This is a genomic window from Streptomyces sp. NPDC048751, from assembly GCF_043198595.1.
GTDB lineage: Bacteria > Actinomycetota > Actinomycetes > Streptomycetales > Streptomycetaceae > Streptomyces.
The window spans coordinates 66,412-86,795 of the sequence record NZ_JBICUX010000015.1 but is presented as its reverse complement, the minus strand read 5'-3'; the positions used below and the strand labels follow the sequence as shown (position 1 = coordinate 86,795).

The window sequence follows — 20,384 nt, the reverse complement described above, 5'->3', positions numbered from 1 at the left end:
TTTCGGGGAGAAGGGGGCGCCTCCGCCGGGGAGGCGCTCTGGGGGCGGTCAGGAGTACCAGGTCGGTTCGGGCAGTTCGCCCTCGATGACCCAGCGCCAGACCTCTGGCCGCTTGTGGGCGACAGGGTCGTGGAGGGTGTGGGTGCGGACGTTGCGCCAGAAGCGGCAGGCCCTCGGATGCGGCGGTGGCGCGGGCGCCGGTCACTGCGAAGGTCTGGTTGCCGATAACCAGGGTGACGTCGGCGGCGCGGGCCTTCACTGCTGGAAGGAGTGCCCCCGTCGGCGCCATTCCTCCGCGAGCAGTTCGTACGAGCGGACCCGGTCCGTGTGGTCGTGGGTGATCGTCGTGATGAGCAACTCGTCCGCGCCCGTGGCCTCCTGCAATTGTTCCAGCTGGTCGGCGACCCGGCCCGGCGAGCCGACGAACTGGGTGTCGAGGCGGTCCTGGACCAGGGCCCGGTCCTTGTCGGTCCATGCGTGGGCGCGCGCTTCCTGCGGCGTCGGGAACTCGATGGCGCCTTCGGCGGTGCGGATGCTGCGCACCCACGGGCCGTAGCCGGTGGCGAGTTCACGGGCCGTTGAGTCGTCCTCTGCGACGACGACGTCCGCCGAGACGCTGACGTACGGCTTGTCGAGGAACTCGGAGGGCTGGAAGAAGGACCGGTAGCCCTCCACCGCCTCCAGGACCGTGGCCGGGCTGACGTGATAGTTGGCCGCGAACCGCAGACCGTTGCCGCCCGCCACCTCGGCGCTCTGACCACCGCTGCTGCCCAGGATCCACACCTCCACGTCGGCGCCCTCCCCTGGCACGACGTGCGCTTCGACGCCCTCCGGCGAGCGGTAGGTGCCGGCCAGCAGGGCGAGGATGTCGTCGATCTGCTCGGCGTAGTCCTGTGACTCGGCGCCCGGCAGCAGGAGCAGCCTGCGCTGCAGCGCAATGCGGGGTGAGCCGAGCAGATGTTCGAAGGAGAAGCGGGGCGGGATCAGCAGGCCGTTCGGGGTGCGGCCGTCCACGACCGGGGTCGCCGTCGTCAACGGGACGGCCGGCTGTCCGGGCGGGCGGCCGCCCGAGCGGCCCAGGCCCAGATCGAAGCGGCCCGGGTGCAGTGTGTCGAGCAGGCCGAACTCCTCCACGGTGGACAGCGCCGTGCGGTGCCCGAGCTGCACGGCCCCGGAACCGAGCCGGATGGTGGAGGTGGCGGAGGCGGTCAGCGCCAGGACGACAGCGGGTGACGTGCCGGCCACGCCGGGATTGAGGTGATGCTCCGCGAACCAGTAGCGGGCATACCCGAAGCGCTCGGCCTGCTGGGCGAGGTCGATGGAGTTGCGCAGGGCATCGGCTGCCGTCGAGCCGGAGGAGATCGGGACCAGGTCGAGGACGCCGAGGGTAATGTCAGACACGGGCGGACTCCTGAGTGATCGGTGATGCCGGAAGCACGGGGCCCCAGGCGAACGGCGGATCCGGGATCCCCCGACGCAGCACGGGGGCGACCTCGGACCGGAACAGCTCGAGCGAGGCCCGGTGCTGGGATTCCGTCAGCCCGCTCGCGTCGGCATGCAGGTGCACCACGGTGTGGCCGAACTGTTCGTGGTAGCGGTGCACCTTGTCGATGACCTGCTGTGGGCTGCCGATCAGGGCGGAGCTGCGTTCGACGAAGTCCTCCAGGGTCTCGAAGACCACCGGCAGGCCGGCCTTCCTGAAGAACGCCAGGTTGGACTCGAAGATCGGCCGGTACGCGGCCAGCGCCTCCTGGGAGGTGGGGGCCACGTAGATGCCGGCCGTCCCGGCGCCGACCGCGATGTCGGCCGGGTCATGGCCGTAGAACTCCCAGCGCTCGCGGTAGTAGCGGATCAACTCGGCATACGGCTCTATGGGGTTGGTGACGTTCGCGGAGAACAGCGGGTCGCCGTAGCGGGCGGCGAGATCGACCGACTCCTTGCTGGTGGCGCTGCCGTGCCAGACCCGGACCGGCTGCTGGTACGGCCGCGGCCACACCTCGGCGTCGGTCAGCGGGGGACGGAAGCGGGTGTCGGCGATGACCTTGTCCTGGCGCCAGATCTTCCGGAAGGTCTCGTAGCTCTCGGCGTTGCGGTCCCACTGGTCCTCGGGCGTGACGTTGAACAGGTCGCGTTGGGCGGCGCCGTTGCCCTTGCCGATGATCAGGTCGAGGCGGCCTTCGGAGAGATGGTCGAGGGTGGCGTAGTCCTCGTACGCGCGGACCGGGTCCAGCAGGCTGAGCGTGGTCACGGCCGTGAACAGGCGGATCCGCTTGGTCAGGGCGGCCACATGGCTCAGTACGACGGTCGGGGACGAGGAGATGAACGGTCGCTCGTGCCGCTCCCCCACGCCGAAGCCGTCGAACCCCAGCTCCTCTGCGAGCAGGGCGTTGTCGAGGACTTCGCGGAACCGGTCGTGTGTGGACTTCTGCACCCCGGTGACCGGGTCCGGGCGGTGCACGATCAGGGTGATCGCGAGGAACTTCACGACGCCGCCCGCTCGTCGGACGCCTCGTCCATGGGGGTCCCCCCGCTCGAGCGAAGCCGAGAGTGGGGGAGGGCGAGGCCGAGGTGGTGCCGGAGCGTCGGGCCCTCGTAGTCGGTGCGGAAGACGCCCTGTTCCTGCAGCAGCGGGACAACCTTGTCGGCGAAGTCATCGAGGCCGGTCGGGGTGATGTGCGGGACGAGAATGAAGCCGTCACTGGCGTCGGCCTGGACGTAGTCGTTGATGGTCTTGGCGATGGTCGCCGGGGAGCCGACGAAGGTCTGGCGGTTGCCGGTGTTGATGACCAGGTCGCGGATGGACCAGTTGTTCGCCTCGGTCAGCTCGCGCCACTCGCGGGCGGTGGCCAGCGGGTCGCGGTACATCCGGACCTGGGCGCGGCCCTTGGAGATGTGGTTGTCGCTGACGTCCGGGTCGATGTCGGGCAGCGGGCCTTCAGGGTCGTAGGCGGACAGATCGCGGTTCCAGACGAACTCCAGGTGCTTGATGGCGGTGGCCCCGCTGACCTGCTGGCGGCGCACCTCCCGGGCCAGCTCCTCCGCCTCGGCGTCGGTGTCGGCGAGGGCGAAGGAAGCGGCGGGCAGGATGAGCAACTGGTCATGCCGGCGGCCGTACTTGGCGAGGCGGTTCTTGACGTCCGTGTAGAAGGCCTGGCCGCCTTCGAGGGTGGCGTAGCGGCTGAAGATGGCGTCGGCGCTCGATGCGGCGAATTCGCGGCCCTCGTCGGAGTCTCCGGCCTGGAAGATGACGGGACGGCCCTGCGGGGAGCGCGGGACGTTGAACTGGCCGTGGATGTCGAAGTGTTGGCCGGAGTGCACGAAGGAGCCGGCCTTTGCGTCGCGTAGGAAGACGCCGGTCGCCTGGTCGGCGATGATCTCGTCGCCGTGCCAGGAGTCGAAGAGTTCGCCCGCCGTGGCCAGGAACTCCTTCGCCCGGGAGTAACGCTCGCCCTGCGGCAGGAAGCCGCCGCGGCGGAAGTTCTCGCCGGTGAAGGCGTCCCAGGAGGTGACGACGTTCCAGGCGGCGCGGCCGCCGGAGAGGTGGTCGAGGCTGGCGAACTGGCGGGCCACCTCGTAGGGCTCGTTGAAGGTGGAGTTGATGGTTCCGGTCAGGCCGAGGTGTTCGGTGACTGCGGCCAGGGCGGCGAGGACGGTGAAGGTGTCGGGGCGGCCGACGACGTCCAGGTCGTAGATCTTGCCGCCCTGTTCGCGGAGCCTGAGTCCCTCGGCGAGGAAGAGGAAGTCGAACTTGGCGCGTTCAGCGGTCTGTGCGAAGTGGGCGAAGGAGCCGAACTCAATGTGGCTGCCGGCCTTCGGGTCGCTCCACACGGTGGTGTTGTTGACGCCCGGGAAGTGTGCGGCCAGATGGATCTGCTTCAGCGGCTTGCTCATGTCGGTGCGGTCCTTCCGGCTCAGGCGGTGGCGTAGCGGTTGGCGGGGCGGGCGAGGCCCAGCAGGCCGCGCAGGGTGTCGGCCTCGTAGGCGGTGCGGAAGGCGCCGCGGCGCTGGAGTTCGGGCACCAGGCCCCGGGTGACGGCGGGCAGGTCGTGCCCGGCGACGGCGGGCCGCAACCGGAAGCCGCTCAGCCCCTCCACCGCCAACTCCTGCAGCAAATCAGCAAGTTGAGCGGGCGTACCGGCAAAGATGCGGGCGTCGCTGGTGTACGGCTCCCCCGCGAGGGCGTCGAGACGTGCACGGCGGTCCTCCGCCGCGGCCGGCTCGTCGTCGAGGAAGACCACCAGGTCACCGAAGACGTGCACGAGTTCACCGGCGCGTCCGGCCGCCTCCTGCTCGGCGCGGATCTCGGCGACGATCGCGCGGGCCTGGCCGGCGTCGTGCAGGGTGACGTAGCCGACGTCGGCCTGGCGGGCCACCAGCCGGTACGGGATCGTCTGGTGGGCGAGGGCGGTGACGAGCGGCTGGCCCTGGGGCGGGCGCGGGGTGATGGAGGGGCCCTTCACACTGAAGTGCCTGCCCTCGAAGTCGATGTAGTGCAGCTTGTCGCGGTCGATGAAGCGGCCAGTGGCCACGTCCCGGATCTCCGCGTCGTCCTCCCAGCTGTCCCAGAGCCGGCGCACGACCTCGACGTAGTCGGCGGCCTCATCGAAGTGGTCGGTGAGCAGTTCCTGCCCGGCCGGACTCTGGATGCCCTCCAGGCTGAACGGTGGAAAGGTGCGGCGACCGAAGTGAGCGGCCTCGTGCGGCCGGGGCGAGATCTGCACGCGCAGGCCGGCCCGGCCGCTGCTGACGTAGTCGAGAGTGGCGATCGCCTTGGAGATGTGGAACGGCTCCGTGTGGGTGGCGATCACGGTCTGCACCAGTCCGATGTGCCGGGTCAAGGGTGCGATACGGGACGCGATCAGTACGGCGTCCAGGCGTCCGCGGACCTGATCGGTACGGCCGTCCGGCTCACCGATGGGGGTCCCCCCGGTCGAGCGAAGTCGAGACTGGGGGAGCGAGGACTGCAGGCCGAGTCCGTCCTCAAGGGTGACGAAGTCGAGCAGGCCGCGTTCGGCCTCGGCGACCAGGTCGGCCCAGTAGCCCGCGGTGAACAGGTCCCGGGGGCGGGCGACTTGCTCGCGCCAGGAGGCGGGATGCCAGCCGGTGCCGTCGAGGGCGACGGCAAGGTGCAGGGGGGCAGCGGGAGTTGCGGACACGAGGGTGCCTTCCTGGAGGTCCGTACGAGATCGCCGGCCCGCGGGAGTCGGGGCGCACGGCGGCTGGGGAAACGGGGTCAGGAGCTACAGAGGGAGCCGGCCACGCGCTGGAGGTCGATGTGGGGCCGGGAGTGGAGGCGGACGGCACGCAGTACACGTGTCACGTGTCGCACCTCCGTCCGAGCGGACCATGCACTCACCTTCGACAAGGACAACGGCACGGCTATGCCGTTTCTTCCAGCGCGGCGGCCCCGGTGTGCCGGACGAGCGAGAAGACGGTACGGCGGCGCAGGGTGAACCCGATCGACTCGTACAGCCGGATCGCGTTCGCGTTGGTGGCCGCGGCGTGCAGGAAGGGGCGTTCGCCGCGTTCCCTGATGCCGGCGGCGACCGCGCGGACCAGACGGGTGGCCAGGCCCCGGCCGCGGTGGGCGGGGTCGGTGCACACAGCGCTGATCTCCGTCCAGCCCGGCGGGTGCAGCCGCTCCCCGGCCAGGGCGATCAGCCGGCCCTGGTGGCGGATGCCGAGGTAGGTGCCCAGTTCGACGGTGCGGGGCAAATAGGGGCCGGGCTCGGTGCGGGCGACCAGGTCGAGGATCTCGGGCACGTCGCCGGGGCCGAGCCGTACGGCCTCGGGATCGGGCTCGGCGCGCAGGGCGGTGTCCACGAGCTGGACGCCGTGTCCGGTGCGCACCACCTCCCAGCCCACCGCCGCCTCGGTCACGCCCCGCACCGCGGCGGTGCCGCCAGGGCCGACGAGTGCGGCGAGGTCGGCCCAGGCACGCGGGTCGTCCTCGTCGGAGAGGGCGTGGAAGGGTGCCACGTCCTGGTGGTAGCGGGCGGCGTGGCCGATTCGTTGGGCGAAGTGGACGTGGGGGCCGGTGAGCGCGGCCCAGGCGGGGTTGTCCAGGATGTGCGAGGAGCTGGCGTCGATGCTGGTCACGGACATGGTGTGGCAGTCTCCGGGGTGCGGCTCGGGGTGTCCGGCGCGCGGGGACTCCACCGCGAGGCGGCGGTGGAGTCCGGTCACGCGATGGTCAGGAGTTGTCGAGGGGCAGTCCGGGCGGGTTGACCTCGGACTTCGCGACGGCTTCGTTGGAGAGGTTGTAGGCCTTGAGCCACTCGGCGTACTGACCGTTCTTGATCAGGTAGTTGATGGCGTCGGCGAGCGGCTTGGCCAGGCCGCTGTCCTTCTTCGCGGTGGCCGCGATCAGGCCCTGCAGGCTCGCGCCGGCACCGGAGTATGTGCCTGCGGTGCGGGTGGCGTTGGGCGTGTTCGCGACCTGGCGGTTGTGGTAGGCGATGCCGGGGTTGGGGCCCAGGTACGCGTCGATCTTGCCGCTGGACAGGGCGAGGTAGACGCTGTTGCTGTCCTGGAAGTACTTGACGGTGAGCTTCTTGCCCTCCTTGGCCAGCTTCGCCTTCCACTCCAGGAGGATCTTTTCCTGGTTGGTGCCTGAGCTGACGGAGACGGTCTTGCCGGCGAGGTTCTCGTAGTTGTCGTCGAAGTTCCAGGTGCTCTTCTTCGGCACCACGAAGGCGAGGTTGTCCTGCCGGTAGGAGGCGAACTCGTACTTCTTCTTTCGCTCCTCGGTGTCGGTGACGTTGGAGAAGGCCACGTCGACCTTCCCGCTGTCGATGCCGACGAAGAGGTTCTCCCAGGTGGAGTTCTTCACCTCGGGCTGGAGGCCGAGGACCGCGGCGACCAGGCGGCCGAAGTCGGGCTCCGCGCCGGTGAGTGTCTTCTGGTCGCTGCCCACGTAGGCCAGCGGCGGGAAGCCGGCCGGGAGGGCGCCGATGCCGATCTCCAGCTTGCCGCTCTTCCTGACGGCGGCGGGGAGTTCGGCGCTGACGGACTTGACCTCGGAGACCTTGATGGAGGTCTGCTGGGCGGCGCCGTTGGAGACCTGGCCGATGACGACCTCGCCGGACTTGGCGGCGGCCTGGGTGGAGGTGGCCGCGTCGCTGTTGCCACCGCAGGCGGCGAGCCCGGTGGCCAGGGAGGCGACGGCGGTCGCCGCGGTGATGCCGCGTATCAGGCTGCGTCGGGTGAACTGGGTGGGCATGGCTGTTCCTTGTCGCTGGAGGTGGTGAGGGTGGAGTGGGCGGAGTGGGGGGAGGTCTACGCGGGCGGCGGTCAGAGGACCTTGCTGAGGAAGTCCCTGGTCCGCTCGTGCCGCGGCTTGTCGAGGACCTCGGAGGGCGGGCCCTGCTCGATGATCTTGCCGCCGTCGATGAAAACGACCCGGTCGGCGATCTCGCGGGCGAAGCCGATCTCGTGGGTGACGATGAGAAGCGTGGTGCCGCTGGTCGCCAGGTCCTTGATGACGGCGAGGACTTCGCCGACGAGTTCGGGGTCGAGGGCGGAGGTGGGCTCGTCGAAGAGGATGACGCCGGGGCGCAGGGCGAGGGCGCGGGCGATGGCCACGCGCTGCTGCTGGCCGCCGGAGAGCTGGCGCGGGTAGGCGCCGGTCTTGTCGCCGAGGCCGACCCGGCCGAGCAGTTCGCGGGCCAGCTCCTGGGCCTCGGACTTGCCGAGCCTGCCAGTGGCGACCGGGGCGGCGGCCACGTTGTCCAGGACGGTCAGGTGCGGGAAGAGGTTGAAGTTCTGGAAGACGAACCCGATCCGCCCGCGCTGGGTGAGGATGGCCCGCTCGCTCAGCTCCTTGAGCCGCTCGCCCTGCCGCTTTACGCCGATCAGCTCGCCATTGATGCTGACGTAGCCGATCTCGGGCTTCTCCAGGTGGTTGATGACCCGCAACAGGGTGGACTTTCCGGAGCCGGAGGGGCCGAGGATCACGGTGACCTCGCCGGGGCGGACGGTCAGGTCCACGCCGTCCAGCACCCGATGGGTGCCGTACCACTTGTGCACGTCGTGCACCTCGACGGTGGCGGCCTCGACGTCCGCCAGGGCCTCGATGGTGTCGGCGGTCATACGGCGGCCTCCCGGCGGATGCGCTCCCGCAGGCCGGTGAGCCCGATGCGGAGCTTCTGCAGCGGCGTCGGCGGCAGGCCGCGGGTGGCACCGCGGGCGTAGTACCGCTCGACATAGAACTGGACGACGGAGACGACGCTGGTCAGGATCAGGTACCAGACGGTGACGACCAGCAGCAGCGGCACGATGTCGCCGGGGTAGGTGGAACCCATGGTCTGCGCGGAGCCGAACAGGTCCAGCAGGGAGACGTAGAAGACCAGCGAGGTGCCCTTGATCAGGCCGATGAGCTGGTTGACGTAGTTCGGGATGATCGAGCGCAGCGCCTGCGGAAAGACGATCTTCCGGAACTGGTAGCCCTTCGGCAGGCCCAGCGCCGCCGCCGCCTCGTGCTGCCCCTGGTCGACGGACAGGATTCCGCCGCGAACGACCTCGGCCGCGTAGGCGGCCTCGTTGAGGCTGAGGCCGATCACGGCGACGACCATGTCGGTGGCGAGCTTCGACTCGTCGAAGGAGAAGAAGGCCGGGCCGAAGGGAATGCCGACGCTCAACGTCTTGTACAGGGCACTGAAGTTGTAGAGGAAGATCAGTACCACGATGAGCGGGACGGAGCGCAGCGCCCAGACGTAGGTCCAGCTGACCGCGCGCAGCACGGGGCTCTTCGACAGCCGGGCCAGGGCGAGCACGATGCCGCCGATCAGGCCGAGCACCGCGCTGTAGGCGGTGACTTCGAGGGTGATGAGCAGGCCGTCGAGGATGGTGGGGCGCAGGAACCAGTAGCCCCAGCGGTCCCACTGGTAGAAGGGGTTGGAGACCAGTCCGTGCACGAACTGGGCGACCAGGACGAGCACCACCGCGGTGGCGATCCAGCGTCCGGGGCGCCGCAGCGGCAGAACTCGCTGGGCAGTGAGGGCTTTCGATGGTTGGTCGGCGGTCGGCGCCTCGGGGAGGGTGACGGTGGCGCCAGGGGGTTCACTCATGGTGGGCTCCGGCTGGGTCGGACACCCCGGACGGCGCGGCGGCATGCGGCGGCGCATGCGACAGCGAGGTAACAGGGGCGGGGAGGACAACGGCACACCGCAGGGGCGGTGTTCGTCAGGGATTGCGGGGGGGCTGCGGGGAGGTGTCAGCCCCGACAGCGGGCACAGCCCGGTGCGGTACACAGTGCGCTGTTCACGCGGAGCAGATCGACGGCGCGATCGGCGACGAGAGGGTTCGGGTACGGCTGTACGCAGCCCTGGGAGCGGCGCGTGGCCGTCCTGAGAGCTGCGTACATGGCGTCACCATCACTGTTCCGGCCCGTGTGGGCCTCGCGCTTACCGAAACGTCTTCGGTCCGGTCGTCACCTGGGGCACCCCACCGCGGAGCGAGGGTTGCCGGTCAGCAAGCCAGGGCTTGTTGCTGACACTCATGACCGTTCTGGGCCGTAGTTAAGACAATTGCCCGAACGAATGTCAACGCCGGTCCACCAGGTGGAACGGCTGACGGGCCGCGTGTGCTGCCCAGTCCAGGATCTGGACGGCCGCTCCGGCGGCCTCCAGGCCCTGGCAGCGGGCGTGGTGACGGCGTTCGATGCCGTCGAGGTCGAGGTGGCCGCCGAAGGCAGGGTGGGCGGCGAGCCGGCGGGCGTAGGCCCACAGGGTCGGGTGGTCGGCGATGCGTTGGACGGCGGAGGCGTCGAGGTGGTTGCGGTGGACGGTGTCGAGCTGGACCAGGGCGACCCACAACTCGACGTCGGCGGCGGTGATTTCGTCGCGGATCAGATACGTGCGTCCTTCGATCCAGCGTTCCAGGGCCCCAAGCGTTTCGAGCAGCATGCCAAGTGCCGTGTCACGTTCCACCGGCGCGCCACCGGCCGATCCGGCGTGCTGCGCGGCCTGTTCGATGCCCTGAGCGCACATCCGCTCGACGGCCTCGATCTCCGACTCCGTGCCGCACGGGTAGAGCGAGGGGCGGTCGCCGCCAAACCGGCGGTCGAGGTCGCGCATGATGTCCGGGGTGTGGGTGCTGACGATCCGCCCGGACCAGTCGTCGCTGAGCACCGGCGCGACGGCCGGACCAGGGTACCGGTGGGCGCTGGCCTCGTACAACGGACGCAGGACGGAGTGGCCGCCCTCGGGGCAGTCGGGGACCGCGGGCAGGAAGGTGGCCGGACAGACGGTGTCCAGGCCGAGCAGGCTGTGGGTGACGGCGATGCGCAGGCCGCCGGGACAGGCGGTCGACAGATGGAGGCGGTAGCGGCCCGGAACGGCGTAGTGGCCGCTGCGCGCGTCCCGGCCGATCCGGCCCCGGAAGGCGGACGCGGGCCGGTCGTCGGCGTGGGCGGCCAGCGGTGTGACAGTCATGACTCTCCCCGGGAGCGGGCGCGGACGTACGCGCGGCGGAAGCGACGTCGGGTGAGGGAGCGGAGTTCTCCCGTACGCACCGGACGGCACGACGCCCGAGGGCGTCTCCGGTGCGGGATGGGCGCGGCTCAGCCCTGGGGGTTGATAGCGCTGCAGACACGCAGCAGATCGATGTGACGGCGGGAGGTCAGAAGAGGCGAACGGCTCACTCGGACGGTGACCGACTCCAAGCGCCTCATAATTTCCCTACCCATTCACTAGGATTCCCTCAGTGAGTGTCGATCCGACCGACATCGGCGTCAAGAGGGCCGTCCCGCATCGCGGACGCCCCGATGGACGGCGGCCCTCCTCGACACAGTCACCACACGTTTCCCACTGCAACCGTCGGGACGCGGCGACGGTGTCGAGTCGGCGTGGATGACGTGCCGACGAGCTGCGTGCTCACCCGCAGAAGGCCCAGACGAAAGGGCCCGCAGGCTCTCGCCCGCGAAGTCTCCTCGCACCGTCGGGACATCATCGGGACGACAGGTTGGGAATCTGCGATCCCCTGTCCCCGTTTGCGGAGCATCTGAGCGACGTGCGACAAGTCGTTCTTCGGGGTCGGTGTCCGGCGTCCTAGGCCGGGTTACAGGAGTCTGGGCATGGATCCTGCGACGATCCAGGCCCTGGTCAGTCCGGATACTCCGGTCCGACCGCGGTGCGGGCGCCGAGCGTCCTTCCCCTGCCCCAGCCGAGCTCACGCCGGTATCCGCCGAGCAGACCGGAGTCCTCGAGCTCTGTCACATCACGGAAGCGCGAGCCGGGAGCGACCGCGGTCACCAGTGGGGCGACGAACAGCGCGTCGGTCGGGCAGTACGCCTCGCACTGGAAGCAGGTCTGGCAGCTGTCCTGGCGCGCGATCACCGGAACGCCGTCGGGGCCGCGGTCGAAGACGCGCGTCGGGCACACCTCGGTGCACCGGTCGCAGGCGATGCAGCGATCCGGGTCGACGATCTCGATCATGCGACTCGGCCTCCGCTCGCGACCAGTTGCCGTTGCACCGCCTCCGGGCGGCTCCAGACCTCGTCCAGCCCACCGGTGAGCAGCCGGTGGTGCTGGGCCGGGTCCTGCGCCGGCCGGTCAGCCCGCTTGTGCATACCGCGCGACTCGGTGCGCTGCAGCGCCGCGTGGTACATCCAGCGGCCGTGGGCCACCATCGCAGCCGCTTCCCTGGCCCGGAACAGCTCCTCGCCGCTCGCTCCCAGCCCTTCCCGGACTGCGGACCACGTCCCGTGCAGGGAACGCAGTGCCGGCTCCAGACGGTCCGCGTGCCGCAGGTAGTTGCGGTCGTACGGCAGGACCTCGCGCTGCACGGCGGCGACGACCTCGCGGTGGCCGACGTTCACCGCGCCGGTGGGGCGCAGGCCCGCCGTCCCCACTGGGCGCACAGCGCGGCCCGGACGGCCGCGCCCGATGGCGAACGCGGCGGCGCCCCGGCCCGCCCAGCTGCCCGAGGACGCCGCCCACGCGGCGTTGTGGCTGCCGCCGCCGGTGAAACCGCCGCAGATCAGCTCGCGGGTCGCGGTGTCGCCGGCCGCGTACAGACCGGGGACGTCGGTCGAGCAGTCGCGGCCGGCGATGCGCACACCACCCGTCCCCCGAACCGTGCCCTCGGCGAGCAAGGTGATCTCGAACAGGTCGGTGAACGGGTCAATGCCCAGCCGGTCGAAGACCAGGAAGGTGTTCGGCTGCCCCTTGCGCATCGCCCGCTGCTCGTCCGGTGCAGCCCGGTCGAACCGGGCGTACACCGACTCCGTGAGCAGGGTCCTGGCGATCGCTGACCGGCCGCCCTTGCTGGCCGCGCCGTCCAGCACCGAGCCGTCGGCGCGGTAGAAGGTCGCCCACGAGTAGTAGGCGGTCTTGGTCAGTGACGTGCCCTTGGGGGCGATGGCGTAGGCGTTGGAGAACTCCATTCCGGACAGCTGCGCCCCCGCCTCGACGGCCAGCAGGGCGCCGTCCCCGGTGTTGACGTCACAGCCGAGCGTCTTTGACTGGAACGCGCATCCCCCAGCGGCGAGCACCACGGCCCCGGCCTCGATGCGGACGGTCTCACCGGTCGTACGGTCCAGCGCCCGCGCCCCCGAGACGACGCCGTCGGCGTCGGTCAAAAGCTCCAGCGCCGGGGTGTGGTCGAGGATGCGGACGCCCAGCCGCTGTACCCGGGTGCGCTGTCGGCGCATGTACTCCGGCCCCTGGAGGTCGCCGCGCAGCTGTCGGCCGTGGACGTCGACGGGGAACGGGTAGCGCTGGATGCGGGCCAGTTCGTCCATGCGCGCGTGCGTCTCGTCGAGGACGCGCGCCATCCAGTCCCGGTCGGCGAGGAATCCGCCCAGTGCCTCACGGCTCGCCATGGCGGCTTCGCGCAGTTCGGGGACGTCGTCGACGTACCAGATGCCGGTGCCGACGGATGCGGTCGCTCCGCTCGCGCCCGTGTATCCCTTGTCGGCCAGGACGACGTCGGCTCCCGCCTGAGCGGCCTTGATCGCTGCCCAGGTGCCTGCGGGGCCGCCGCCGATCACCAACACGTCGGTGGACAGGGCCTGTTCGGGTTCGGTGCTCGTCATGGCGTTGCGTTCCTTCCCGTACGGGGGTCAGGGTTTGAGGCGGCCGGTGGCGAACATCGCGGCCGACCAGGATGTCAGCGTCGCCGCCAGGCCCCAGACCACGGCTAGTGCCCAGCCGGCGCTGACGTCGCCTTTGCCGAGGAACCCGATCCGTTCGACCTGGACCAGCCAAAAGACGGGGTCGAGGTGGCTCACGTAGTTCCAGAACGGCGGCAGTTGGTGGACCGAGTAGAAGACGCCGCCGAGGAAGCCCAGCGGCAGAAGGATGATCGACTCCATGGAGTAGACATGGTCGAGGGACCTGGCGTGACCGCCCGCGATCACGCCGACCTGCGCGGCGACCAGGAGCACCCCGAGCGTGCCGAACAGCAGGACGACGGGGCGGGCCGGGGCGCCGCCGTGGGTGAGGGGCAGGGCCACCACCAGGACACCCGCACCGACGACGACGCCTCGGGCGACACCGGCGCCCACCAGTGCCGCGTTGATCTCCCACCACCTGAGCGGGCTCGCGAACACATCGTTGATGTACTGGTCCCGGCGGGCCTCGAACAGACTGGTCGTCCCGTTGAAGAAGCCGACGTTGACGATCGCCTGGGCGAAGAGGCCGGGCACGATGAAGCTGCCGTAGCCGACGCCGTCGATCGTGTCGACGTGCGAACCGAGAGCCGATCCGAAGACCACGACGAACAGCACGGTCGACAGCACCGGGCCGACGACGCTGTAGCGCCAGATCCTGAGGAAACGCAGGACCTCGCGCTCCAGGAACCACAGGAACGGTGAGCGCTCCGCCCGGAAGGACTCGTCGTACGCCGGGAGGGCCGGCGACTCGGTGCTGCTCACGAGGCCACCCCCTCAGCCGTGATCACCCGTTCGTAGACCTCCGAGATGTCCCGGGCCGCGTACCGCTCCCGCAGCGAGGCTGCCGAGCCGCGGTCGACGATCCGGCCCGCGCGCAGCAGCGCGATCTCGTCGCACAAGGTCTCCGCCTCCTCCAGGTAGTGTGTCGTCAGCAGGACCGTGGTGCCGGCCGCGTTGAGGCCCTTGACGACGCGCCAGATCTCCGAGCGCAGCTCGATGTCGACGCCCGCCGTCGGCTCGTCGAGGATGAGCAGACGGGGGCGGTGCATGAGGGCCCGCGCGAGGACGAGGCGCCGTTGCATGCCACCCGAGAGTTCGTAGGCGCGCACGTCGGCCTTGTCGTCGAGGCGGAACAAGGCGAGCAGTTCGTCCGCACGCCGGGCGGCCGCCCTCCGGCCGATGCCGTGGTATCCCGCGTGGTAGACCAGGATCTGCCGGATGGACAGGAACCGGTCGACGTTGATCTCCTGCGCGGCCAGACCCAGCAGTCTGCGGGCCTGACGGCTGCGATGGTCGTGCCCGAAGACGGAGAGAGTGCCGGCGCTGGGGCGCACGATGTTGCACACCGAGCCGATGAGCGTGGTCTTCCCGGCGCCGTTCGGGCCGAGCAGCCCGAAGAAAGCGCCATCCGGTATCTCCAGGTCGAGCCCGGCCACCGCAGTGAAGCCGTCCTCGTACGTCTTGCGCAAGCCCTCGACCCGCAGCGCGGGCGGACTCCCGCCGCTTCGGGAAGTGGAAGCGGCGGGAGCCGCGAGCGGGCCAGCTGTGGGAAGCGGATCAGGCCCGGAATGCGGGTCAGCCATGGAACTGGTTCGCAGGCACCGGGAGCCCGTAGTGCTCCCGCAGGGTCGTGCCTTCGTACTCCTCGCGGAACAACCCCTTGCCGCGCAGGATCGGCAGCACGTGCTCGACGAAGGCCGAAAGGCCCGACGGCAGCGCGGGGGCCATGATGTTGAAACCGTCCGCCGCACCGCCCTCGAACCAGGCGATCATCGTGTCCGCCACCTGCTCGGGCGTGCCCACGAACTCGAAGTGACCGCGTCCGCCCCCGAGCCGGGAGATGACCTGCCGAACCGTCAGCTGCTCGCGCACCGCGAGATCGATGATCAGGTCGGAACGGCTCTGCGAGCCCTCCAGCTTCGGCCTCGCCAGGATGAACTTCGGCAGCGGAGCGTCGAGTTCGAAGACCGACGGCTCGGTCTCGAACACCCCGGCCAGCTGACGCAGCCCGTACTCCGGAACGCGCAGCTCATCGAACTGTCGCGCAAGCGCCCGGGCCTCCTCCTCGGTCGAGCCGATGTACGGGACGATGCCCGGCAGGACGATGACGCCGTCCGGGTCCCGCCCCGCGGCCCTGGTCCGTGCCTTGATGTCGGCGTAGAAGCCGGCCGCACGCTCGTACGTCGTGTGCGCAGTGAAGATCGCCTCGGCGTGCCGTGCCGCGAAGTCCTTGCCGTCCTCCGAGGAGCCCGCCTGGACCAGCAGCGGGTAACCCTGCGGCGGACGCTCGACGTTGAGCGGGCCGGCCACCTTGAAGTACCTGCCCTCATGGCCGAGCCGGTGCAGCCGCGCAGGGTCGGCGTAACGTCCCGTGGTCCGGTCCGCGACGACGGCCTTGGACTCCCAGCTGTCCCACAGCGCCTTGGCAACCTTCAGGAACTCGTCAGCGCGAGCGTAGCGCTCGGCGTGACCGGGGCGGTCGTCGAGGCCGAAGTTGGCCGCCTCGTCGGCGCCCGCAGAGGTGACGATGTTCCAGCCGGCGCGGCCGCCGCTGACGTGGTCGACGGACGCGAGCCGGCGGGCGAGGTTGTACGGCTCGTTGTACGTCGACGACACGGTGGCGATGAGGCCGATCCTGCTGGTCGCCTGGGACAGCGCGGTCAGCAGCGTCAGCGGCTCGAGCTGGCCCGGGGGCCGGAACTCGCCGGTGCCGATGAGGGCTGGGCCGTCCGCGAGGAACAGGGAGTCGAACTTGGCGCTCTCGGCCAGCTGCGCCAGCTCGATCCAGTGCCGTAGGTCGAAGTCCGCGCGGGGATTGCTGTGCGGCAGCCGCCACGCTGCCTCGTGGTGGCCCGCCTCCATGAGGAAGGCGTTGAGGTGGAGTTGCCGTCGTCCCGCGCTCATGAGGTGACCTTCAGCTTCGAGCTGTCGTAACCGGCCGGGAGGAGGTTGTCGACGATCGACGGGACGTCGACCTTCTTGGTGATCTGGCCCGCCTCCAGGAAGGCGTCGGCGAGCTTCTGCTCCAGCTCGATGTCCGCCTTCTCCACCGGAGTCACCCGGTTCGAGTAGGCGGCCAGGGACGCCTTGGCGTCGTCCAGCGGGATGCCCTGCTCCTTCGACAACGCCTGCGCGTATGTGGCGGGGTTCTTGACGGCCCAGGCGAACTCTCGCGACAGCCTCTTCAGGACGTCCGTCAGAGCCGCACGCTTGGTCTTGTCCTTCAGCGACGTGTCGCTCGCGACGTAGTAACTGCTCGTCTGGTCGATCGGCGGGAGGCCCTTCACCAGGATCCGCGCGCCGTTCTTGACCGCGATCGCCGACTGCGGGTTCCAGATCGACCAAGCGTCCACTTTCCCGGTGTTGAACGCCGTGGCGCCGGCCGCCGGGTCGAGGAAGACCAGCTTCACGTCCTTGGGGGTGAGACCGACGCTTTTCAACGCGTTCAGGGCCAGACCGTGGGCCGAACTGCCCTGCGGGACAGCGATCTTCTTGCCCTTGAGGTCGGCGGCCGTCTTCAGCTGCGAGCCCTTCGGCACGATGATGTTCTCGTTCGACTGGGTGGGCGTGAGCGAGCGGTTGACGGCGACGACCTTGAAGCCGTACTCCTTCGCGGCGCCGGTGATCGGCGGTACGTCGCCGACGCTGCCGAGGTCGATGTCGCCCGAGGCGGCGGCCTGCACCAGCGGCGGACCGTAGGTGAACCGGGCGAACTTCACCTTGTAAGGCGCGCTGTCGAACACGCCGGTGACCTTCGCCAGCTCCTGGCTGCCGTCACCGCCGTTGTCGCCGATGGTGAAGGTGTACTTGCTCCACTCGGGGTGCTTGGCATCACTCGCGTCGGCAGCGTTGCTCAGCGGCGCGGCGGTGTCCGACGACGATCCTCCGCAGGCGACGAGGGTACTCGCCAGAGCGAGCGAGCCGACGGCGCCGATGAGTCTCGTGGTTCTCTTTCGCATGGGTTGTCGTGCTTTCTGTGCTGGGTGAAGGTGTTCGGACAGTCAGTGCTGGCCGGCCAGGCCGAGGTCTTCCAGGAGCCGGGCGCGCAGTTCCTCGCGTGCGACGCTCGCCTCACGGTCCGCGGCGGTGAGGTGCACATCGTGCGAGGTACCGATGCCGCCGTTGCTCATGACAACGATGCGGTCCGCCAGGGCGATCGCCTCGTCGACGTCGTGGGTGACGAGCAGCATGGCCGCCTGATGCTTGGTCCGCAGCGCGCGTACGAGGTCGTGCATGCGCAGCCGTGTGATGGCGTCAAGGGCGGCGAACGGCTCGTCGAGCAACACGAGTTCGGGCTCGGAGACCAGCGCCCGCGCGAGTGAGACCCGCTGGGCCTCGCCGCCGGAGAGCTCCTTGGGCCATGCCTTCTCGCGGCCCGCGAGGCCGACCTCGGCGAGCACGTCGCGGGCCCGCTGCTCCGCGTCGGACCCGTGCAGGCCGAGCGTGACATTGCGCAGTACCCGCTGCCACGGCAGCAGCCGGTCGGCCTGGAAGACGATCGCACGCCGCGCCGGGACCTCCACGCGCCCGCCATCGGGCCGGTCAAGGCCGGCGAGCAGCCGCAGCAGGGTGCTCTTGCCGCAGCCCGAAGGACCGAGCAGGATCACCAACTCCTCGTCGGCGATGGTGAGGTCGAGGTGGTCGAGCACCACTCGGTCACCAAACCTACGGACCACCTGCTCGACGACGACCCCGGTCTGGCGACGGGGCTCCGTCGCAATCGTGCTGCTCATGACGCCTCATAACTGGGTCGCCACCGCAGCAGCACCCGCTCGAGAGCCCGGACGAACTGGTCGGCGAGCAGACCGAGGAGCGAATAGATCACCAGCCCCACGAAGACCTGGTTGGTCTGGAGATACGTCTGCCCCTGAGTAATGAGAAAGCCAAGTCCCTTGTCCGCGTTGACCGTTTCGGCGGCGACCAGGCCCAGGACGCTGTACGCGAGGGAGAACCGGAGGCCGACCAGGAATCCCGGCAGGGCTCCGGGCACCAGAACGCGCGTCACCAGACGCCAGGTGCCAGCGCCCGTCGTGCGCGCCATCTCGATCAGCCGCTGGTCGACACCCCGTATCGCGGCGAACAGGTTGAGGTACATCGGGACACCGGCACCGAAGGAGATCAGCAGCACCTTCGTCAGCTCGTCGATGCCGAACCACACGATCATCAGCGGCAGCACTGCGAGGAGCGGGATCGTGTTCAGCACCTGCACCAAGCCGTTGAACAGGTACTCCCCGCTGCGTAGCAGTCCGCCGAGCACCCCGCTGACGATGCCCACTGTCAGACCGATCGCGAGACCGATACCGGCCCGCTGCAGCGAGATGGCCAAGTCCGGCCCGAGGACACCCTGTTGCCACAGATTGGCGGCGGACTTCACGATCGACGTCGGCGCGGGGGCGTAGGTCTTCGACACCGCTCCGGCCCGGGCGAGGATCTCCCAGGCGATGAGGATCGCGACCGGAGTCGTGTAGATGCCCAGCGGCCAGCGCAGGCGCTCGCGAAGTGTGCTGAGCAGCGTCCGGCGGCGGGCGTCGCGCGGCAGGAACACCTCGCGTTCCCGCGCACTCGTCGTCTCGGCGTCCGGGTCCTTGATGACGGCAGGCGCCTTGAGGCTGAGCTCGGTCATGCCGCCACCGCCAGCACGCTGCTGTAGTGCGAGGCGTCGCCGACCAGTTGCTCGCTGCGGCGGCCGTCGACACCGGTCGGCACCTCTCCTGCGATCGTCACCCGGTTGAGGCGGCGCGGGTGGTCGTCGTAGTTGTCCACCGCGTAGTGCTGGGTGATCCGGTTGTCGAAGATCAGCAGCTGGTTCGGGGACCAGGTCCAGCTCAGGATGTTCTCCTGACGGGTCACATACGACTGGAGGATGCGCAGCAGATCGGCCGAGTCGCTGCTCGACAGGCCGACGATCCGCTTGGCGAACCCGCCGATGAACAGCCCGCGTTCACCAGTCAGAGGATGGACTCGCACGACCGGGTGCTCAGCCTCGTAGGGGGTCGAGACGAAGGCCCGGTCGTACTCCTGTCGCTGCGCCGTCGTGGCTGCGGGGCGGGCGTAGTCGTACTGGTTGGTGTGCACGACGCGCAGCGTGTCCGCGAGGACGCGCAGCGGTTCGGGCAGGTCGCGGTAGGCCGCGGCGGCATTGGCGATGAGCGTCTCGCCGCCGTAGGGCGTGGTCACGATGGACCGGAGCGTGGTGAGCTGCGGCGGGTTGACCACGAAGGTGACGTCCGTGTGCCACTCGTTGGCCTTGGACGTCGCGCTGTCGACGGCGAGGACATTCGTCGTGCCTTCGGCGGCCGGCACGTTCGGGTGGGCGGTGGTGAGTTCGCCGAACCACCCGGCCACGCGCTCCTGACCGGCGTTGTCGAGCTGCACGTCGTCGAACACGATCGCCTTGTGCGCGTTGAGGGCGTCTCGGAGCGTTGTGACTGTCGAGAGGTCGGGTGGCGCCGCGAGGTCGACGCCCTCGACGACCGCGCCGATGCGGCCGGTGAGCTTTCGGATGGACGGAGGCATGAGGGGATCCCTCCCGGGGCAGATGGGCACGCCAAGGGGTGCTGGGAAACGGGGAGTCGAGTGAAGGGGATTGGGTCCTGAGCAGGACTGGTCGACCGCGCGGAACACCGGACTGGGCCGGCCGGAGAAAAGACGCGTGGTCGCAGGACCGCTACAGCCGCGTTCTCAGCGACCGCGTCGGCGCGCGAACAGGCTCCAGGCTCATACGAGAAGGAGATGACAGGAGAGGGGAGCCCTCAGGAGATGGATACGACGATCCCTTGCCGCGTCAGCGACAACAAAACGCGCTGGAGACGTGCGCCAGATCGATGTGGCGCCGCCGAGTGAGGTCCACGCGCGGGTTCATAAGACGGGAGTTCAGCAGAGGTCCACCACGTCGGTCAATAACTTTCCGGACAGGTCTTGCATTGCGGACACGGAGAACTCCTCCACCTGGTCGTGGAGATCGCACAGGACGCCGCACTTGCCCCTGACGTGCGCGTCATGGGCTAGCGTCTGCGCGCCCCCGCCGGCCGGGGGCGTCCGCGCTCGGCCCGCTTCCCCCGATCAAGAGCCTCCCATGGCCGCTTCCCTGCCCTCCGCCACCCGTGAGGTCCGGCTCGTCACCGTCCCTGAGGGGCTGCCCGGTCCTGAGCATTTCGCCGTTGTCGCACAGCCACTGCCAGCGCCCGGCCCGGGCAAGTCTTCGTCCGAGCCCGGTACTTTCTTGTCTTCCCCAGGCTGCGCACCGTGATCGGAGGGGAGCCCGAGGCGG

The 20,384-nt window shown here is 69.6% G+C and carries 20 protein-coding genes, 1 pseudogene and 1 riboswitch; all 21 genes and pseudogenes read right to left on the bottom strand.

Features of this window, described 5'->3' with window-relative positions:
• Nucleotides 1-48 precede the first annotated feature (48 nt).
• A pseudogene (locus tag ACGFNV_RS36960) lies at nt 49-349 on the bottom strand (monooxygenase); the annotation flags it as partial.
• Nucleotides 256-1,401 carry an LLM class flavin-dependent oxidoreductase gene (locus tag ACGFNV_RS36955; RefSeq protein ID WP_393628716.1) on the bottom strand — a complete coding sequence of 382 codons (1,146 nt, stop codon included), beginning with the start codon at nt 1,399-1,401 and terminating at the stop codon, nt 256-258. The pseudogene ACGFNV_RS36960 and the gene ACGFNV_RS36955, both read right to left, overlap by 94 nt.
• Nucleotides 1,394-2,485, bottom strand: coding sequence for an LLM class flavin-dependent oxidoreductase (locus ACGFNV_RS36950; RefSeq protein WP_393628715.1), 1,092 nt, complete (start codon nt 2,483-2,485; stop codon nt 1,394-1,396). Before ACGFNV_RS36950 ends, ACGFNV_RS36955 begins: the two co-directional genes overlap by 8 nt.
• Nucleotides 2,482-3,891, bottom strand: coding sequence for an NtaA/DmoA family FMN-dependent monooxygenase (locus tag ACGFNV_RS36945; RefSeq protein ID WP_393628713.1), 1,410 nt, complete (start codon nt 3,889-3,891; stop codon nt 2,482-2,484). Before ACGFNV_RS36945 ends, ACGFNV_RS36950 begins: the two co-directional genes overlap by 4 nt.
• 20 nt (nt 3,892-3,911) lie before the next feature.
• Nucleotides 3,912-5,156 (bottom strand): LLM class flavin-dependent oxidoreductase, encoded by a 1,245-nt coding sequence (locus ACGFNV_RS36940; RefSeq protein WP_393628711.1) that lies wholly within the window; start codon nt 5,154-5,156, stop codon nt 3,912-3,914.
• A gap of 77 nt (nt 5,157-5,233) precedes the next feature.
• Complete coding sequence (locus tag ACGFNV_RS36935; protein WP_319193969.1) at nt 5,234-5,320, bottom strand: putative leader peptide; 87 nt, start codon at nt 5,318-5,320, stop codon at nt 5,234-5,236.
• 59 nt (nt 5,321-5,379) lie between these two features.
• Nucleotides 5,380-6,105, bottom strand: coding sequence for a GNAT family N-acetyltransferase (locus ACGFNV_RS36930; RefSeq protein ID WP_393628971.1), 726 nt, complete (start codon nt 6,103-6,105; stop codon nt 5,380-5,382).
• An 88-nt stretch (nt 6,106-6,193) separates the two neighbouring features.
• Nucleotides 6,194-7,222: a transporter substrate-binding domain-containing protein gene (locus ACGFNV_RS36925; protein ID WP_393628709.1), complete on the bottom strand. Its 1,029-nt coding sequence runs from the start codon at nt 7,220-7,222 to the stop codon at nt 6,194-6,196.
• A 71-nt stretch (nt 7,223-7,293) separates the two neighbouring features.
• Entirely contained in the window at nt 7,294-8,091 is a 798-nt protein-coding gene (locus ACGFNV_RS36920) for an amino acid ABC transporter ATP-binding protein (protein ID WP_393628707.1), read from the bottom strand.
• On the bottom strand, nt 8,088-9,068 hold the full coding sequence (locus tag ACGFNV_RS36915) for an amino acid ABC transporter permease (protein WP_393628705.1): 981 nt from the start codon (nt 9,066-9,068) through the stop codon (nt 8,088-8,090). Before ACGFNV_RS36915 ends, ACGFNV_RS36920 begins: the two co-directional genes overlap by 4 nt.
• Before the next feature lie 327 nt (nt 9,069-9,395).
• A riboswitch (SAM riboswitch) is annotated at nt 9,396-9,504 on the bottom strand.
• Nucleotides 9,505-9,542: 38 nt separating this feature from the next.
• Nucleotides 9,543-10,433: a glutathione S-transferase C-terminal domain-containing protein gene (locus ACGFNV_RS36910; RefSeq protein WP_393628703.1), complete on the bottom strand. Its 891-nt coding sequence runs from the start codon at nt 10,431-10,433 to the stop codon at nt 9,543-9,545.
• A gap of 128 nt (nt 10,434-10,561) precedes the next feature.
• Nucleotides 10,562-10,672, bottom strand: coding sequence for a putative leader peptide (locus ACGFNV_RS36905; RefSeq protein WP_333750322.1), 111 nt, complete (start codon nt 10,670-10,672; stop codon nt 10,562-10,564).
• Between the two features lie 430 nt (nt 10,673-11,102).
• Nucleotides 11,103-11,435 (bottom strand): 4Fe-4S binding protein, encoded by a 333-nt coding sequence (locus ACGFNV_RS36900; RefSeq protein ID WP_393628702.1) that lies wholly within the window; start codon nt 11,433-11,435, stop codon nt 11,103-11,105.
• Nucleotides 11,432-13,036, bottom strand: a complete 1,605-nt coding sequence (locus tag ACGFNV_RS36895) for an FAD-dependent oxidoreductase (protein WP_393628700.1) — start codon at nt 13,034-13,036, stop codon at nt 11,432-11,434. The genes ACGFNV_RS36900 and ACGFNV_RS36895 overlap by 4 nt, the downstream gene beginning before the upstream one ends.
• Nucleotides 13,037-13,063: 27 nt before the next feature.
• A complete protein-coding gene (locus tag ACGFNV_RS36890) occupies nt 13,064-13,876 on the bottom strand; it encodes an ABC transporter permease (RefSeq protein WP_393628698.1) in 813 nt (270 codons plus the stop codon).
• Nucleotides 13,873-14,583 (bottom strand): ABC transporter ATP-binding protein, encoded by a 711-nt coding sequence (locus ACGFNV_RS36885; RefSeq protein WP_393628696.1) that lies wholly within the window; start codon nt 14,581-14,583, stop codon nt 13,873-13,875. The genes ACGFNV_RS36890 and ACGFNV_RS36885 overlap by 4 nt, the downstream gene beginning before the upstream one ends.
• Nucleotides 14,584-14,689: 106 nt before the next feature.
• Nucleotides 14,690-16,018, bottom strand: coding sequence for an LLM class flavin-dependent oxidoreductase (locus tag ACGFNV_RS36880; protein ID WP_393628694.1), 1,329 nt, complete (start codon nt 16,016-16,018; stop codon nt 14,690-14,692).
• A complete protein-coding gene (locus ACGFNV_RS36875) occupies nt 16,015-17,073 on the bottom strand; it encodes an aliphatic sulfonate ABC transporter substrate-binding protein (protein ID WP_393628692.1) in 1,059 nt (352 codons plus the stop codon). Before ACGFNV_RS36875 ends, ACGFNV_RS36880 begins: the two co-directional genes overlap by 4 nt.
• A 42-nt stretch (nt 17,074-17,115) precedes the next feature.
• Nucleotides 17,116-17,847, bottom strand: coding sequence for an ABC transporter ATP-binding protein (locus ACGFNV_RS36870; protein WP_393628691.1), 732 nt, complete (start codon nt 17,845-17,847; stop codon nt 17,116-17,118).
• Nucleotides 17,844-18,737, bottom strand: coding sequence for an ABC transporter permease (locus tag ACGFNV_RS36865; protein WP_393628689.1), 894 nt, complete (start codon nt 18,735-18,737; stop codon nt 17,844-17,846). Before ACGFNV_RS36865 ends, ACGFNV_RS36870 begins: the two co-directional genes overlap by 4 nt.
• Nucleotides 18,734-19,630, bottom strand: coding sequence for a TauD/TfdA dioxygenase family protein (locus tag ACGFNV_RS36860; RefSeq protein WP_393628688.1), 897 nt, complete (start codon nt 19,628-19,630; stop codon nt 18,734-18,736). Before ACGFNV_RS36860 ends, ACGFNV_RS36865 begins: the two co-directional genes overlap by 4 nt.
• Between the last annotated feature and the right edge of the window lie 754 nt (nt 19,631-20,384).